Consider the following 17,120-nt stretch of genomic DNA (forward strand, 5'->3'; position numbering starts at 1 on the left):
ACGGTTTCACCGTCGCCCGCTCGCGCCACAGCTCCCCGTCCTCACCGGAATCAACATCAACCACTACCTGTCTCAGGCAGGTTGACAACTACCGTACAGCGTGAGCGGATTCCGAATCGCGTCGTGGATCGGAACGAGCGCCGTCAGCCCAGCTTGTCGGGCAGCCGCAGTTCCGGCTTGTCCAGCTCCTCGATGTTGACGTCCTTGAACGTGATGACTCGGACGTGCTTGACGAAGCGAGCGGGGCGGTACATGTCCCACACCCACGCATCCGACATGCGCACTTCGAAATAGACTTCGCCACCGACGTTCTGCGGGATCAGCTCGACGGCGTTCGCCAGGTAGAAGCGGCGCTCGGTCTCCACCACGTAGGCGAACTGACCGACGATGTCCCGGTACTCCCGGTAAAGCGAGAGTTCCATCTCGGTTTCGTACTTCTCGAGATCCTCGGCACTCATCGGTCTCGGTGTCCTCCCGTTCTGGTGTGTCCTGCCATCATCCCGCATCCGCCTCGTCGGAATCGAATCGCCGGGAATTCTCCCGCGCGCCGACGACCGCCCGGACGTTCGCCCAGGACCGCCGATGCTCGTGGCTCGGTCCCAGCTCGCGCAGCGCGGCCATGTGGAAGGCGGTGCCGTAGCCCTTGTGGACGGCGAACCCGTAGCCGGGCAGTTCCTCGTCGAGTTCGATCATCATCCGGTCACGGGTGACCTTCGCGAGGACACTCGCCGCGGCGATGCAGGCCGCGGCCGCGTCCCCACCGATCACCGGCAGCGACGCCGCCGGGAGGCCCGGCACCCGGAAACCGTCGGTGAGGACGTACCCGAGCGGGGTCGCCAGTCCCGCGACCGCGCGGCGCATGCCCTCGATGTTCGCGACGTGCACGCCGATGGCGTCGACCTCCGCCGCGGGAACCACGACGACGCTGGACGCCACCGCACGACGCTGGATGATCGGGAACAGTTCCTCGCGCGCCTTCTCGGTGAGCTTCTTCGAGTCGTCGAGCCGCGCGAGCGACGGGTGCGGTTTCGGTCCGAGGACGCAGGCCGCGATGACCAGCGGGCCGGCGCACGCGCCGCGACCGGCCTCGTCGACGCCGGCGACGGGTCCGAGACCGCAGCGGGTCAGCGTCGATTCCATCGTCCACAGGCCCGAGGACCGGCGGACGACGGGGCGAGGTGGCCAACCGTTCACGATTACTGGATCTCCGGTGAGTCGATCATGCCCCAGCGACCGGGCGGCAGCACGATCATGCGGGCCTTGCCGATCACATTGTCCAACGGAATGGTGCCCTGGTTTTCGTCTCCGACGTGCCAGCGCGAATCCGCCGAGTTGCTGCGGTTGTCGCCCATGACCCACACGTGGCCTTCGGGAACGGTGACCGGGCCGAAGCAGCGGCCGGACTTCATCTCGGTCTCGCAGGTGAGCACGCCCGGGGTGAACGGGAAGTCCATCTTGACGTACGGCTCGTCGAGCGGCTTGCCGTCGACGAGGACCCGGCCCTGGTCGTCGCAGCATTCGACGGTCTGTCCGCCGACGGCGATGACACGCTTGACGAGGTCGTTCTCGTCCGGCGGGACGAGGCCGACCAGCGAACCCACCTCCTGGATCCCGCGGATGACGACGTTGTCCGAGCGCGTCGACTTGTATCCGGTGGACCACGAATCCGGGCCCTTGAAGACGATGACGTCGCCGGGCCGCGGGTCCCCGAACCGGTAGCTGATCTTCTCGACGACGATGCGGTCGCCGGTACACCCCTCGCAGCCGTGCAGTGTCGGTTCCATCGACTCCGAGGGAATCAGGTAGACCCGCGCGATGAATGTCTGGAGAAGGAAACTCAGGACGAGTGCGACGACGATCAGCAGTGGCAGTTCTCGCCAGAACGACTTCTGCTTCTTGGTTTCCCCCGAATCCTTCCGCTCTCGGGAACCGATGGTCTGTCGATCTCCGGATCCCCGCTGGGCGAGGCGGTCCTGCGACTCCGGCGCGGCCGGATCCTGCGGTGTTTCTGCCACCGGATCAGACTAGCGTCTGGGCTCCACTCGACTGCGCGGACACCACACACGCCACGAAGCCCGGTCCGGGAATGTCCGGACCGGGCTTCGTGTGAACCGCGGGATCAGGCGTGAGCGCTCAGCGCTTTTCCTTGATCTTGGCGGCCTTGCCGCGCAGGTCGCGCAGGTAGTACAGCTTGGCGCGACGCACGTCACCGCGGGTGACGACCTCGATCTTCGCGAGGTTGGGGCTGTGGACCGGGAAGGTCCGCTCGACGCCGACGCCGAACGACACCTTGCGAACGGTGAAGGTCTCGCGGACACCGCCGCCCTGACGCCGGATCACGACGCCCTTGAAGACCTGCACGCGCTCCTTCGAGCCCTCGATAACCTTGACGTGCACGTTCAGCGTGTCACCGGGACGGAACTCCGGGATGTCGTCGCGCAGGGACTTGGCGTCCAGAAAGTCCAGGGTGTTCATCGGTTGTTCATCCTCTTGTTCGCTCGAGCAGAGGAACCGAGCGGCGGCCGCCTTCGGGCGGGGCTCGACTGGTTCGTACCCAGGTCAGGTAGGCGTGCCCGATCCGGGCAACCCGTCAATTGTGCCAGATGCAACGCCGGTCGATGAAATCGGTGGGGGCGCTGCGTGCACGGTGCGGTCGAGTTCGGCTTCCGCGGCGACCCGCGAATGCTCCACGCTGTCCCGCACGGTGTCGAGCGTGGGCTGCCCGGCGACGAGGTCCTGCACGAAGATCTTCGCCCGGATCATCGGCCGGCGGTAGCGGCGTTCACGGGCGATCGAGCGGCGCATCTTGCGAGGCCTGCCCTGATACCGCCACCGCGCCCACGGAGCTCCCGGCCGCGACAGGCGGATCGCGCCGACGAGCAGCAACGGCAGGAAGAACAGCCCGATCAGCCCTGTCCAGATCTTGCCCTTGAGCAGCACGATCGCCGCGAGCGCCAGGTTGATCAGCGCCGATGCGATGATGCCCGCGCGAACACCCCACGAGGTGCTTTCGTTGAAATCGGTGACGTCGGCCAGCTCCAACGGCTGCACGCCGAGCAGCACCAGACCGGTCACGGCCAATGCGACGAACACCGCGTCGACCGAGACCCGCCCCTCCTCCTCCCAGTAGACGTCGTTCAGGTAGAAGATCAGCGCGAACTCGTCGAGGGTCAGGGCGGTGCCGATCCCGAAGCACGTCGCCAGCGCGGCACCGGTGACCTGGCTCCCGTTCTCGTAGACGGCGATGAGCGCACCGCCGGAGATCACCATGGTGACCACACCGAAAACGACGTGGTGCACGTGCTGACCACCCGGCGTGACGTTCCCGGGCCACCAGCGCACCTGGGCGCGGATCAGTCGCACGCTGAGCCGGATGAACAGGAACGCAGCGAGGAACCCCAGGAGGAAGAAGAGCAGGGGCAGCCGCCCTCTGTCGATGATCTCGTGCCGGAGCCAATCGCTCATGGCGCCACCACCGTCGACCGCATGGCTCCAAGCATGTCAGGCCGGGGCCGCGCCGGTGACCCGACACGAACCCCGGCCCGCCACTTTTACTTCCCGAATCCGGCGCGGCGAAGTGCGTCGGCCATCGACCCGGAAGCGGGCGCCGAGTCGGACCGGCGATCCCGCGATCCCTGCCGTCCCCCGCTCTGCCGGCCGCCGCCCGGGTTCCCACCGCCCTGCCGCGGGTTGCGGCGCTGCTGACCGCCGGGGCGGGCTCCGCCGCGCGCGGACGGGGCCGCACCGCCGTTGCCGTCGCCGGCGGGGATCTCGTCGTCGAGGCGCAACGTGAGGCTGATGCGCTGACGCGGCACGTCCACGTCGAGCACCTTGACCTTGACGACCTCACCGGACTTGACGACGTCGTGCGGGTCCTTGACGAAGCTGCGCGACATCGCCGACACGTGCACCAGGCCGTCCTGGTGGACGCCGACGTCGACGAAGGCACCGAACGCGGCGACGTTGGTGACCACGCCCTCGAGCACCATGCCCGGCTTCAGATCGGCGACCTTCTCGATGCCGGCCGCGAAGGTCGCGGTCTTGAACTCCGGCCGCGGGTCGCGGCCGGGCTTCTCGAGTTCGGCGATGATGTCGGTGACGGTCGGCAGACCGAATCGGTCGTCGACGAACTCGGTGGGCCGCACCGCGCGCAGCGCAGTGGTGTTGCCGATCAGTTCCCGCACGGTGCTGCCGGTGCGCTCGACGATGCGCCGCACCACCGGGTAGGCCTCGGGGTGCACCGCGGAACTGTCGAGCGGGTCGTCGCCGTTGGGGATGCGCAGGAAGCCCGCGCACTGCTCGAACGCCTTCGGGCCGAGCCGCGCCACGTCCTTGAGCGCCGTGCGGGTGCGGAACGGGCCGTTCTGGTCGCGGTGCGCGACGATGCTCTCGGCGAGGGACCCCGAGATGCCCGACACACGCGCGAGCAGCGGCACCGACGCGGTGTTCACGTCCACACCGACGGCGTTCACCGCGTCCTCGACGACCGCGCCGAGCGAACGCGCCAGCAGGGTCTCGGACACGTCGTGCTGGTACTGGCCGACGCCGATCGACTTCGGGTCGATCTTCACGAGTTCGGCGAGCGGGTCCTGCAGCCGCCGGGCGATGGACACCGCACCCCGGATGGACACGTCCAGGTCGGGCAGTTCCTGCGAGGCGTAGGCGGACGCCGAGTACACGGACGCGCCGGCCTCGGACACGACGATCTTCGTCAGGTTCGTCGCACCGGACTTCGCGATCAACTCGGTGGCGAGGGCGTCCGTCTCGCGGGAGGCGGTCCCGTTGCCGATCGCGACGAGTTCGACGCCGTGCTTCGCGACCAGACCCGCGAGCGTCGCGAGCGCCTGATCCCACTTGTTGTGCGGCTGGTGCGGGTAGATCGTCGCGTGGTCGACGACCTTGCCGGTGGCGTCGACGACCGCGACCTTCGTGCCGGTCCGGAAACCGGGGTCCAGGCCCATCGTCGGCCGGGTACCCGCAGGTGCGGCGAGCAGCAGGTCGCGCAGGTTCGCGGCGAACACGTCGACGGCGTCCTGCTCGGCGGACTGCCGCAGCCGCATCCTCGTGTCGAGACCGAGGGAGACGAGCAGTTTGGTGCGCCACGCCCAGCGCACGGTGTCGAGCAGCCACTTGTCGGCGGCGCGGCCCTGGTCGGCGATGCCGAACCGGGCGGCGATGCGGCCCTCGAAGTAGGTGCGCTCCCCCGGCTGCGGCTCGTCGCTGTCCGGTTCGAGGGTGAGGCTCAGCACCTCTTCCTTCTCGCCGCGCAACACCGCGAGGATGCGATGCGACGGCAGATCCGTGAACGGCTCGGAGAATTCGAAGTAGTCGGCGAACTTCGCGCCCTCGGTCTCCTTGCCCGGGCGCACGGCCGAGACCAGCCGGCCCCGCGACCACATCGCCTCGCGCAGTTCCCCGACCAGGTCGGCGTCCTCGGCGAACCGTTCGACGAGGATGGCGCGGGCACCGTCGAGTTGTTCGGCCGTGTACTGCGCGGGATCGGTCGTCGGATCCCCGATGAGCGCGTCGGCGACCGGTTCGTGCCCCGCTTCCCGCGCGATCTGCGCCTTGGTGCGCCGCTTGGGTTTGAACGGCAGGTAGATGTCCTCGAGCCGCGCCTTGGTGTCGGCGAGCATGATCTGTCCGCGCAGGTGGTCGTCGAGCTTGCCCTGGCCCTCGATCGATTCGAGGATCGCTGCGCGCCGCTCGTCGAGTTCGCGCAGATAGCGCAACCGTTCGTCGAGCTGCCGAAGCTGGGCGTCGTCGAGGGCTCCGGTTACTTCCTTGCGGTACCGGGCGATGAACGGCACCGTGGCTCCGCCGTCGAGCAGGTCGACCGCTGCGGCCACCTGATTCTCCCGGACGTCGAGTTCTTCGGCGAGGCGCTGGTTAACGGTCTTGAGAGCAGTCGTCACGACGTCGAACCCTACCGCTATCCTCATCGCGTCATCCTCGCGCGACGCGCGAGGAAAACTGGATACCGGGGACGTCGGCGTCGCCGCACAATGGGAGTAGGAGCACCTGATGTCCGGGCCTCGGGGCACACGCCGCCGATCGATCGTCTCGTTGCTGTTCGCGGCAGCAACCGCGGTGGCCTGCGGCTCGGTGTCCTCCGATTCCGAGGTTCTCATGGTCGGGGTCACCGCCCCGAATCCGACCGTGGAGATCCTTCCGGTGCCCGCTCCCGAGGTGCCCTACACGATGAAGGTGCAGGCCCTGACCGACCGGGTGGTCGCTGCCGCTGCCCTGGCCGACGCCCAGCGAGGCGCGCGGGTCACGGTCGCGCTGCTCGATCGCGAAACCGGGTCGCGGACGGTGGCCGGCGCGGACGAGCCGATCGAGACGGCGTCGGTGGTCAAGCTGTTCATCGCCGACGACCTGCTGTTCCGGGCGGGCACCGGCGAGATCGCGCTCGGCGAGGGGGAATACGACGAGATCGCGGCCATGCTCTCGCGCTCGGACGATTCCGCGGCGAGCGATCTGTGGTCGCGCTACGGCGGCAGCGAGATCGTCGATCGGGTCGTCCATCGGCACGGCCTGACCGACACCAGCGCCCCGTACGACGGGAACTGGTGGAACACCGTCACCACCGCGTCCGATCTGCTCACCTGGTACGACGCCGTGCTGGGCGGCACCTCCGGACTGGACGAGCGCGGCACCGCGACGATCGTGGGCCATCTGCTCGACTTCGAACCAGCCGGTTCCGACGGATACGACCAGCGTTTCGGACTGCCCGACGGGCTGCCCGAGGCGACGGAGCTGGGCGTAAAGCAGGGCTGGATGTGCTGCGTGGACGGCAACTGGATCCACCTGTCGACCGGATTCTTCGGCGACGACCACCGTTACGTGGTCGCGGTCCTTGCCCGCGAGAAGGTGCACTACGACGATCCCGACCTGGCGGAGTGGACACCGTTGCCGGACACTGCGCTGGTCGATGTCACCGACGATGCGAGCGCGGCGCACGCGCGTGACACGGTGACCCTGGTGGTCCAGGAGGCGTTCGGGCAGCCGGCGCACTGATGCGGGCGATCCGGCCCTCGTCCGAGACCCCCTCGTCCGAGGCCCGTAGTTCCGAGACCCGCTGAGCGGGAAGCGGATTCACTCGCCCGGCGTGTCCGCCAGGAGGTCGGGGCGGCGTTCGCGGGTGCGGATCAGGGACTGTTCGCGGCGCCACTGCGCGACCTTGGCGTGGTCGCCGGACAGCAGCACGGGCGGCACGTCTAGACCGCGCCAACTCGCCGGGCGCGTGTAACTCGGTCCCTCGAGCAGGCCGTCGGAGAACGAATCCTCTTGGTGCGACTGCTGATTGCCGAGCACACCGGGCAGCAGCCGGACGACCGCCTCGACCATGACGAGGACCGCGACCTCCCCGCCGATGAGCACGTAGTCGCCGATGCTGACCTCTTCGACGCGCACGCGCCGCGCGGCGTCGTCGAACACACGCTGGTCGATGCCCTCGTAGCGGCCGCACGCGAACACGATCCGCTTCTCACCGGACCAGCGGTGCGCGGTTTCCTGGGTGAACGGCACTCCGGCCGGGGTGGGGACGACGAGCAGCACGTCGGGGTCGGGTTCACCGTCCGGTCCGGCGAGGACGTCGTCGAGCGCCGGTCCCCACACGGTCGGCTTCATCACCATGCCGGGCCCTCCCCCGTACGGGGAGTCGTCGACGGCCTTGTGCACGTCGTGGGTCCAGTCGCGCAGGTTGTGGACGCCGACGGAGATCAGGCCCTTGTCGATGGCTTTGCCGAGCAGCGCCGCGCGCAACGGCTCGAGGTACTCGGGGAAGATGGTGACGACATCGAGTCGCACGGAACTACTTGTCTCCCTTGTCTTTTCCACGAGCCTGGCCTTTTCCACGAGCCTGGCCTTTTTCACGAGCCGGGGGCTCGCCGAAGTCGGGGTCGAGCAGCCCCTCGGGCGGGTCGATCTCGATGATGCCGGTGGCGATCGAGACGGTCGGCACGATCGCCGTCACGAACGGGATCAACAGCTCGCCCCGATCCGAACCGGCCGGCCGGATCGCGAGCAGTTCGCCCGCGGCGGTGTGCAGCACCTCGCGGACGGTACCGACCTCGGTGCCGCCGTCGGGCCGTCCCTCGACGATCCGGACGGTGAGCCCTTCGAGTTCGTGATCGTAGAACTCGTCGGGATCGTCGCTCGGCGGCAGCTCGGAGCTGTCGACGACGAACAGCGTGCCACGGAGGGCATCGGCGGCATTGCGGTCGGCGACCTGACGCAGACGCAGCAGAAGCCGCCCGGAGTGTTCCCGGGCGGCTTCCACCGTGTACGTGTGCAGGGTCTGCTCGCGGGGCTTGCGGCCACGCAGCTCGGCGCCGACGGCGAAACGCTCCTCGGGTTCGTCGGTGCGAACCTCGACGACCACTTCACCCTTGATGCCGTGCGACTTGACCACACGGCCCACGACGAGCTCCACTGCCGCTCGCCTACTGGTCGGTGTCGACGACGTCGACGCGGATCCCGCGACCACCGATACCGGTGACGAGGGTCCGCAGTGCGGTCGCGGTGCGCCCACCGCGACCGATCACCTTGCCGAGATCGTCGGGGTGCACGTGCACCTCGACGGTGCGCCCCCGACGGCCGGTGATCAGCTCGACCCGCACGTCGTCGGGGTTGGCGACGATCCCACGAACGAGATGCTCGACGGCATCGGCGACAACGGCACTCATTACTCGGCAGCCTCGGTGGACTCGGCGTCGGCGGCCTCGGCGGGAGCCTCGGCAGCCTCGTCCTTGGCGGCCTTCTTCTTCTTGGGCGTGATGGCCTCGGCAGCGGGCTCGTTCTCGGCCTGCGCGAGCGCGGCCTGGAACAGCTCGAGCTTGGTCGGCTTCGCCTCCGCCTTCTTCAGGGTGCCCTCGGCGCCCGGCAGGCCCTTGAACTTCTGCCAGTCACCGGTGATCTTGAGGAGGTTCAGGACGGGCTCGGTCGGCTGCGCGCCGACACCCAGCCAGTACTGCGCGCGCTCGGAGTCGACCTCGATCAGCGAGGGCTCTTCCTTCGGGTGGTACTTGCCGATCGTCTCGATGGCCCGGCCGTTGCGGCGGGTACGCGAGTCCGCGACCACGATGCGGTACTGGGGGTTGCGGATCTTGCCGAGGCGGGTGAGCTTGATCTTGACAGCCACTGCTGTTTTCCCTTCGAGCGCGCGAACGCGCATGTCACGTGCAATTCGGACGACGCGCCCTTCTGGCACGCCCGGTTTTGCCTCTAACCTGTGACCGCCGCGCGGTACGGAACCGGATGCGACGACAGCGAACCATTCTGCCAGATCCCACCCCGCCCGGACGAATCCGGCATCGGGGTGGGCTCCGGCAGCGTCGGTTCTTCGGTGGATCTAGTTCTTCGGCAGCTTCAGTTTCGACAGGTCGAAGCCCTCGAGGCCCGGGGGCAGTTCGTCGAGACCCTTCGGCATGTTGGACAGATCCGGGAAGCCGGCCGGCATGCCGCCGCCCGCACCCGGGAACCCGGCCGGGAGCCCGCCGGGGAATCCGCCCTTGATCTTCGGCGGGGTCGGTCCGCGACCGCCCTTCTTGCCCTTCTTGCCCTTCTTGTTGCTGCGCTGGTTCTTGCGGGCGCCGGGCATGCCCATGCGACCGGCCATCGCCGCCATCATCTTGCGGGCTTCGAAGAAGCGGTCGACGAGCTGGTTGACGTCGGAGACCTTCACGCCCGAACCGTTCGCGATGCGCAGCCGCCGGGACGCGTTGATGATCTTCGGATCGGCGCGTTCCTCCGGGGTCATGCCGCGGATGATCGCCTGGATGCGGTCGAGCTGCTTCTCGTCGACGTTGGCGAGCGCGTCCTTCATCTGGCCGGCGCCGGGGAGCATGCCCAGCAGGTTCGCGATCGGGCCCATCTTGCGGACGGCCATCATCTGCTCGAGGAAGTCCTCGAGGGTGAGTTCCCCGGAGCCGATCTTGGAGGCGGTCTTCTCGGCCTGTTCGGCGTCGAAGACCTGCTCGGCCTGCTCGATGAGGGTGAGCACGTCGCCCATGCCGAGGATGCGGCTGGCCATGCGCTCGGGATGGAAGACGTCGAAGTCCTCGAGCTTCTCGCCGGTGGACGCGAACAGGATCGGCTGCCCGGTCAGCTCGCGCACGCTCAGCGCCGCACCACCGCGGGCGTCACCGTCGAGCTTGGTGAGCACGACGCCGGTGAAGCCGACACCGGCGCGGAACGCCTCGGCGGTGCTCACCGCGTCCTGGCCGATCATCGCGTCGAGCACGAACAGGGTCTCGTCCGGCTGCACGGCATCGCGGATGTTCGCGGCCTGCGCCATCAGCTCCTCGTCGATGCCGAGGCGGCCGGCGGTGTCGACGATGACCACGTCGTACTGCTTGTTGCGGGCTTCCTCGATGCCGGACTTCGCGACGGCGACCGGGTCTGCGGCCGACACACCGAGCTCGTTCTCGCCGCCACCGATCGAGGTCCCCGGGTGCGGCGCGAACACGGTCACTCCGGCGCGCTCACCGACGATCTGGAGCTGGCTGACAGCACCGGGACGCTGCAGGTCGCACGCGACCAGCATCGGGGTGTGTCCCTGGCCCTTGAGCCAGGCGGCGAGCTTGCCGGCAAGCGTGGTCTTACCGGCACCCTGCAGACCGGCGAGCATGATCACCGTCGGCGGGTTCTTCGCGAGCCGCAGGCGGCGGGTCTCGCCGCCGAGGATCCCGACGAGTTCCTCGTTGACGATCTTGACGACCTGCTGGGCCGGGTTCAGCGCGCCGTGCACCTCGGCACCCTTGGCGCGCTGCTTGATCTTCGCGATGAACGCGCGCACCACGGGCAGCGCGACGTCGGCCTCGAGCAGGGCGAGACGGATCTCGCGGCACGTGGCGTCGATGTCGGCATCGGAGAGGCGCCCCTTGCCGCGCAGGTCCTTCAGGACCCCGGTCAACCTGTCGGAAAGGGATTCGAACACCGAATGCGCTCCTGGGTTCTGGCGAAAGACGGACAGTGCTGCGATCCAGGGTAGCCGCTCGCCGCGATCGTGACGTCACGGCGGGCGGCTACCCGGTCAGGCGGTCGTCTCGGGTTTCTTCGGTTCGACGCCCGGCACCACCGCGAGCACGGCCTGCTCGAGCTGCTCCCGGGTGGCCCGGGTGTCGGTTCCGGTGAGGTCGATGCAGAACGCGTCGACGACCGCGGTGCCGAGGGTCGTGACCCGCGCCCACCGCACGTCGGCCCCGACCGACTCGAACGCTTCGGCGAGCCGGCAGAGCAGCCCGAGACGGTCCTCGGCGCGCAGCTCGAGGATGACCTGCCCGGGATCGGGAGCGTCGAACCAGATCACGCGGGGCGGTGCCTGCGCATACACGACCGGCACGGCCCGTTCGGGCTGTTCCGGCAGTTGCGCTTCCCGCGCGGCCTGTTCCTTCGCGTCCAGCGCCGCCGGCAGATCCAGGTCGCCGCCGCGTGCGCGGATCAGCTCCTGCCGCAGCAACCCGGCCTCGGGCGGTGTCCCGAACCGGGGTGCCACCACGAAGCTGTTCACGGCGCTGCCGGCGTGGCTGCCGAGCGAAGCGGACAGCACCCGCAGGCCGTGCAGCGCCAGCACACCGGCCGCGTCGGCGAGCAGTCCCGGTTCGTCCGGCGCCACCACCGACACCGTGTACGAGTGCGGGCCCTCGCCCTGCTGCAGCGCCACGTGCACACCGCCGTCGGCGGCGAGCTGCGCGAGTTCCGGGTCGATCGGATCGGGGGTGGGCAGCTCCTCCCCCGCCATCACCATGCGGCAGCGCCGGACCAGTTCCCGGATCAGCGAGGCCTTCCAGTCACCCCACACCCCCGGACCGGTGGCCAGCGAATCGGCCTCGGCGAGGGCGTGCAGCAGTTCCAGCAGCACCGGGTCGCCGTCGAGGGCGTCGACGACGGACTGCACGGTCGCCGGATCGTCGAGGTCGCGGCGCGTCGCGGTGTGCGGCAGCAACAGGTGGTGCCGCACCATCGCGGTGAGCAGCGCGAGATCCGACGGCCACAGTCCCATCCGGCGCCCGATCTGCGTCGCCAGCTCGGCGCCGACGACGCTGTGGTCGCCGCCGCGGCCCTTGCCGATGTCGTGCAGCAGGGCGCCGAGCACCAGCAGGTCGGGTCGCGCGACCCGGGTCGTGAGCCCGCCCGCGTACACCGCCGTTTCCACCAGATGCCGGTCCACGGTCCAGGTGTGCACCGCGTCGCGCGGGGGCAGATCTCGCACCGCACCCCATTCCGGCAGGAGCCGGCCCCACAGTCCGGTGCGGTCGAGGGACTCGATGACGTCGACGGCACGCCGGCCGGAACCGAGCAGAACCAGCAGGTCGTTGAACGCCGACCGCGGCCACGGTTCACGCAGCTCGGGAGCGTTGTCGGCGAGCCGGTTCAGGGTCGAGGCGGAGATCGGCAGCCCGGCCTGCGCGGCCGCGGCCGCGACCCGCGTGATCAGACCCGGATCCTTCCGCGGATGCGCGTCGCGGGCGAGCGCGACCTCCCCCGCGTGTTCGACGACACCCTCGTCGAGTGGGCGCCGCACCGGGAGCCGGCGCAGCCTCGACAGTCCGCGCCGCGGCAGCGCGTTGCCCGCGGTGCGGATCCCGACCTCGACGGAGTAGCTGACGGTGCGCGCGGACTCGGTGAGCATCCGGGCCAGATCGAAGCGGTCGCCGATGCGCAGCGCGGCACCGATCTCGTCGGCGTCCTGGGCGCGGAGCTGGTCGCGGGCGCGTCCCGCGACGCGATGCAGCTCGGTGCGCACGTCGAGTAGCCGGCGGTGCGCGGCGGCGAGTCCGCCGCCGGGCACGTCCGGCCCCAACCCCGGCATGCCGTCGGTGAGCTGCGCAACGGACAGGGCATTGAGCAACTGCACGTCCCGCAACCCTCCTCGGCCGCTCTTGAGGTCCGGTTCGGCGCGGTGCGCGATCTGCCCGCTGCGCTGCCAGCGTGTCTCGGTGAGTTCGATGAGTTCGTCGAAACGCGCTCGGATCCCGGTCCGCCACTGCCTGCGCACCCCGCCGATCAGCAGGTTGCTCAGCTCGATGTCCCCGGCGATGTGCCGGGCCTCGAGCATGCTCAGGGCGGCGGTCACGTCGGACGCCGCGACCTGCAACGCCTGCGGGACGGTGCGGACACTGTGGTCGAGTTTGATGTGGGCGTCCCACAACGGGTACCAGAGCCGGTCGGCGATGTCGGACACCACGGCCGGTTCCATGTCGTCGTGCAACAGGATGAGGTCGAGGTCGGAGTACGGCAGCATTTCGCGGCGGCCCAGCCCGCCGACGGCGACGATCGCGAAACCGCAGTCGGGGACGATCCCGACCTCGGAGCCTTTCGTCGTGAGCCAGAATTCGTGCAGGTCCACCAGCGCGTGCCGCAGCGCAGCCGAATCGAGGCGGCGGTTGCGGACACCACCGGCGAGCAGTTGGTCGCGGGCGATGGCCAGGTCGGCGGCGGCACCGCCCGCGGTGGCGAGGGACGCGTCCGGCCCGGAGGACACGGGCGGCCCCGATCCCGCTGCACGAGCAGCGGGATCGGGGCCGCGCGTTCCGGACCCCTTGGGGTCAGAGTGCATCCGTGCCTCGTTCTCCGGTGCGGACTCGGATCACCGACTCGACCGGGGTGACCCAGACCTTTCCGTCACCGATCTTCCCGGTCCGCGAGGCCTCGACGATCGTCTCGACCACCTTGTCCACGGCGGCGTCGTCGACGACGACCTCGACGCGCACCTTGGGCACGAAGTCGACCGAGTACTCGGCCCCGCGGTAGACCTCCGTGTGGCCCTTCTGGCGTCCGTACCCCTGGACCTCGCTGACGGTCATGCCAAGCACGCCCGCCTGCTCGAGACCCGCCTTCACGTCTTCGAGGGTGAACGGTTTGACAATTGCCGTGATCAGCTTCATTTCCTCTTCCTTCCCAAGTCTCTGCCGTGCCGCTACTTCGTCTTCTTATCTCACCGGAGCGCCGAGACGAAGTCGTATGCGGATTCCGCGTGCTCCGACTCGTCGATGCCGCGCGCCTCTTCCTCGGGCGACACACGCCAGCCGAGCGGCTTGAGCGCGAATGCGATCACGGCGGTGACGATGGCGGTGAACACCACGGCGACCAGGGCGATCACGATCTGCACGACCAGCTGCTTGTAGTCGCCGCCGTAGAACAGGCCGGTCTCGGTGGCGAGGAAGCCGATACCGATGGTGCCCCACAGGCCGGAGACCAGGTGCACGCCGACGACGTCGAGCGAGTCGTCGTAGCCGAACTTGAACTTCAGGCCGACCGCGAGGGCGGACAGCACACCGGCGACGACACCGAGGGCGATGGAGCCGACCGGGCTCAGCGCGCCGGCCGCGGGGGTGATGGCGACGAGACCGGCGACGGCACCGGAGGCGGCACCGAGGCTGGTGGCCTTGCCGTCCCGGATGCGCTCGGTCAGGAGCCAGCCGAGGATCGCGGAAGCGGTCGCGGTGGTGGTGTTGACCCAGGCCAGGCCGGCGACACCGTCGGCGGCGAACGCGGAACCGGCGTTGAAGCCGAACCATCCGAACCACAGGAGCGCGGCGCCGAGCATCACGAACGGCAGGTTGTGCGGACGCATCGCGACCGTGCCGAAGCCGGCGCGCTTGCCGATGACCAGGGCGAGAACCAGAGCGGCCATACCGGCGTTGATGTGCACGACGGTGCCACCGGCGAAGTCGATCGGGGCGACCGCGGCGGTCAGGCCACCTTCACCGTCGTCGACCGTGCCGAACAGCTTCGCGGCGATGCCGTCCTCGGAAGCGGACAGGAGGCCGCCACCCCACACCATGTGGGCGAGCGGGAAGTACGCGAAGGTCACCCACAGGCCGGAGAACGCGAGCCACGTTCCGAACTTCACGCGCTCGGCGAGAGCGCCGGAGATGAGCGCGGTGGTGATGATTGCGAAGGTGACCTGGAAACCGATGTCGATGATCTGCGGGTAGTCGCCGAGGCCGGGGAGGAATCCACCCTCCTCGTCGTAGATCGCGCCCTGGAGACCGAAGAATTCGAACGGGTTGGCGAAGATGCCGCCGACACTCTCGGTGCCGTAGGACATCGACCAGCCCCACAGAACGTAGATCACGCCGATCACAGCCATGGCGCCGAACGACATCATCATCATGTTCAGCACCGACTTGGCGCGCGACATGCCGCCGTAGAAGAACGCCAAGCCCGGTGTCATCAGCAGCACCAGCGAGGCCGCCATCAGCATCCATGCTGCGTCGCCGGTGTTCACCACTTCCTCCACTTGCAACCTCCCTAGATACCGCGCCGGTCAGCGCATGATTGAGGAAAGCTTGCTGCCGAGATGTTTCCGTGGAAGCGCCGTGTTGTTTCCACGAAGTGAACGGGATCCCGCTTCGTGTTTCTTCTCTGTTTCCCGGTTTGCGTTCTTCGTCCGAAGCGTCCGAAAAATGGGAAAAACCGCGCGCGACACGGGTTCCGCGCACCCCTGCCGGGGATGCGGATCGTATCGTCGCGCGGCTTCCCTTTCGCCGTCGACTGCGACGAGCGGGCGTCCGCTCAGCCGAGCAGAGCGTCCACGAAGGCGCCCGGTTCGAATGGCGCCAGGTCGTCGGCACCCTCCCCGAGACCCACGAGCTTCACCGGCACACCCAGTTCGTGCTGGACCTGGAAGACGATGCCACCCTTGGCGGTCCCGTCGAGTTTCGTCAGGACGACACCGGTGATGTCGACGACCTCCGCGAACACGCGGGCCTGCGTGAGCCCGTTCTGACCGATCGTCGCGTCGAGCACGAGCAGGACCTCGTCGACCGCGGCCTTCTTCTCGACGACCCGCTTCACCTTCCCGAGTTCGTCCATCAGACCGGTCTTGGTGTGGAGCCGGCCGGCGGTGTCGATGAGCACGGCGTCGACCCCGTTCTCGATGCCGCGGGAGACGGAATCGAACGCGACGGCCGCGGGGTCACCGGCCTCCTTGCCGCGCACCACCTCGGCGCCGACGCGCTCTGCCCAGGTCTGCAGCTGATCGGCGGCGGCGGCACGGAACGTGTCGGCGGCACCGAGGAGCACGCGGCGCCCGTCCGCGACGAGCACGCGCGCCAGCTTGCCGGTCGTGGTGGTCTTGCCGGTGCCGTTGACACCGACGACCAGCAGGATGGACGGGTGGTCGTCGTGTGGCAACGCCCGGATGGACCGATCCAGCTCGGGGTGCAGTTCGTCGACGAGCACGTCACGCAGGACCGCGCGGGCGTCGGCCTCGGTGCGCACGTTGCGCGCGGCCATCTCGTGCCGCAGCCGCTCGACGATCTTGGTGGTGGTCGCGGCACCGAGGTCGGCGATGAGGAGGGTGTCCTCGATCTCCTCCCACGAGTCCTCGTCGAGGTCGCCGCCGCCGAGCAGGCCGAGCAGGCTCTTGCCCATCGCCGACTGGGAGCGGGCCAGCCGGCCACGCAGCCGGTCGAGGCGACCGGCGGTCGGAGCGATCTCCTCGATCGCGGGTGCGGGGGCGGTCTCCGGCACGGCGGTCTCCGGCGCCGTCACGACCTCGGGCTCGATCACCTCGGGCTCGGGCGTGACCACTTCCGGTTCCGGCGCGGCCACCTCGGTTTCCGGCACGGTCTCCGCCGGAGCAGTCTCGGTCGGCGCTGTCTCGGTCGGCGCTGTCTCGACCGGGGCAGTCTCGGCCGGGGCGGTCTCCGCGACCGGTGCTTCCTCGACCGGCGCCTCGGGCTCGGCGGGTGCTTCCTCGGGAGCGGGCGCTACCTCGGTGGGTGCTTCCTCCGCGACCTCTTCCGGCGCAGGCGCAGGCGCGGGCGCCGGGACCGGCTTGGGAGCGGGCGGCGCCTCGGTGACCTCCTGCGGCAGCTTGACCGTCGGAGGTTCCGGCCGCGGTGCGGGCGCCGGCCGTTCGACGGGTTTCGGCGCCGTCGCGGTCGAACCCTGACTGAAGGAGAACCCGCTCTGGGCCTTGTACCCACCGGATCGGTCCTTGGGTTCGGCCTCGATCTCCTTGGTCGGCGTCGAGGTCAGCGACACCTGCCGCCTGCGGTACAGCGTCAGACCGACGACGAGTGCGACGAGGACGACCGCCAAGACGGCCGCGATGATTATCCAGGCTGCGGTACTCACGCACCCATACTGTCAGGCCCGACCGC

The 17,120-nt window shown here is 69.1% G+C and carries 16 protein-coding genes; 1 reads left to right on the plus strand and 15 read right to left on the minus strand.

Going from position 1 to position 17,120, the window contains the following annotated elements; all coding sequences use genetic code 11:
• Positions 1-143: 143 nt before the first annotated feature.
• From ACWDTS_RS21890 to ACWDTS_RS21915, 6 genes are all read right to left on the minus strand, one after another.
• Complete coding sequence (locus ACWDTS_RS21890) at positions 144-458, minus strand: DUF2469 domain-containing protein (RefSeq protein ID WP_068160521.1); 315 nt, start codon at positions 456-458, stop codon at positions 144-146.
• Positions 459-495: 37 nt separating this feature from the next.
• Positions 496-1,194: a ribonuclease HII gene (locus ACWDTS_RS21895; RefSeq protein ID WP_450119022.1), complete on the minus strand. Its 699-nt coding sequence runs from the start codon at positions 1,192-1,194 to the stop codon at positions 496-498.
• Positions 1,195-1,196: 2 nt separating this feature from the next.
• Positions 1,197-1,934: a signal peptidase I gene (gene lepB, locus ACWDTS_RS21900; RefSeq protein ID WP_248673561.1), complete on the minus strand. Its 738-nt coding sequence runs from the start codon at positions 1,932-1,934 to the stop codon at positions 1,197-1,199.
• 199 nt (positions 1,935-2,133) lie between these two features.
• A complete protein-coding gene (gene rplS / locus ACWDTS_RS21905; RefSeq protein ID WP_197251248.1) occupies positions 2,134-2,475 on the minus strand; it encodes a 50S ribosomal protein L19 in 342 nt (113 codons plus the stop codon).
• A gap of 84 nt (positions 2,476-2,559) precedes the next feature.
• On the minus strand, positions 2,560-3,465 hold the full coding sequence (locus ACWDTS_RS21910; protein WP_248673519.1) for a hypothetical protein: 906 nt from the start codon (positions 3,463-3,465) through the stop codon (positions 2,560-2,562).
• Between the two features lie 86 nt (positions 3,466-3,551).
• Entirely contained in the window at positions 3,552-5,915 is a 2,364-nt protein-coding gene (locus ACWDTS_RS21915) for a Tex family protein (protein ID WP_450119023.1), read from the minus strand.
• 109 nt (positions 5,916-6,024) lie between these two features.
• Here ACWDTS_RS21915 and ACWDTS_RS21920 point away from each other — a divergent pair, with 109 nt between their 5' ends.
• A complete protein-coding gene (locus ACWDTS_RS21920) occupies positions 6,025-7,020 on the plus strand; it encodes a hypothetical protein (protein WP_450119024.1) in 996 nt (331 codons plus the stop codon).
• Between the two features lie 78 nt (positions 7,021-7,098).
• On the opposite strand, the gene trmD is transcribed toward ACWDTS_RS21920, so the two are convergent.
• From trmD to ftsY, 9 genes are all read right to left on the minus strand, one after another.
• The gene (gene trmD, locus ACWDTS_RS21925; RefSeq protein ID WP_197256129.1) at positions 7,099-7,812 is read right to left on the minus strand and encodes a tRNA (guanosine(37)-N1)-methyltransferase TrmD; all 714 of its coding nucleotides are present in this window, start codon (positions 7,810-7,812) and stop codon (positions 7,099-7,101) included.
• Positions 7,813-7,816: 4 nt separating this feature from the next.
• Entirely contained in the window at positions 7,817-8,437 is a 621-nt protein-coding gene (rimM, locus tag ACWDTS_RS21930) for a ribosome maturation factor RimM (protein WP_450119025.1), read from the minus strand.
• Between the two features lie 10 nt (positions 8,438-8,447).
• Complete coding sequence (locus ACWDTS_RS21935; RefSeq protein WP_068160502.1) at positions 8,448-8,690, minus strand: RNA-binding protein; 243 nt, start codon at positions 8,688-8,690, stop codon at positions 8,448-8,450.
• Positions 8,690-9,145 carry a 30S ribosomal protein S16 gene (gene rpsP / locus ACWDTS_RS21940; protein ID WP_197256133.1) on the minus strand — a complete coding sequence of 152 codons (456 nt, stop codon included), beginning with the start codon at positions 9,143-9,145 and terminating at the stop codon, positions 8,690-8,692. Before rpsP ends, ACWDTS_RS21935 begins: the two co-directional genes overlap by 1 nt.
• Before the next feature lie 210 nt (positions 9,146-9,355).
• The gene (ffh, locus tag ACWDTS_RS21945) at positions 9,356-10,942 is read right to left on the minus strand and encodes a signal recognition particle protein (RefSeq protein ID WP_197256135.1); all 1,587 of its coding nucleotides are present in this window, start codon (positions 10,940-10,942) and stop codon (positions 9,356-9,358) included.
• A gap of 96 nt (positions 10,943-11,038) precedes the next feature.
• Complete coding sequence (locus ACWDTS_RS21950; protein WP_450119026.1) at positions 11,039-13,564, minus strand: [protein-PII] uridylyltransferase; 2,526 nt, start codon at positions 13,562-13,564, stop codon at positions 11,039-11,041.
• The gene (locus tag ACWDTS_RS21955) at positions 13,554-13,892 is read right to left on the minus strand and encodes a P-II family nitrogen regulator (RefSeq protein WP_068160495.1); all 339 of its coding nucleotides are present in this window, start codon (positions 13,890-13,892) and stop codon (positions 13,554-13,556) included. The genes ACWDTS_RS21950 and ACWDTS_RS21955 overlap by 11 nt, the downstream gene beginning before the upstream one ends.
• A 50-nt stretch (positions 13,893-13,942) precedes the next feature.
• Positions 13,943-15,250 (minus strand): ammonium transporter, encoded by a 1,308-nt coding sequence (locus tag ACWDTS_RS21960; protein WP_450109515.1) that lies wholly within the window; start codon positions 15,248-15,250, stop codon positions 13,943-13,945.
• Between the two features lie 275 nt (positions 15,251-15,525).
• Entirely contained in the window at positions 15,526-17,094 is a 1,569-nt protein-coding gene (gene ftsY / locus ACWDTS_RS21965; RefSeq protein ID WP_450119027.1) for a signal recognition particle-docking protein FtsY, read from the minus strand.
• Positions 17,095-17,120 lie beyond the last annotated feature (26 nt).

The sequence above is a fragment of the Rhodococcus sp. NPDC003383 genome (assembly GCF_053589115.1).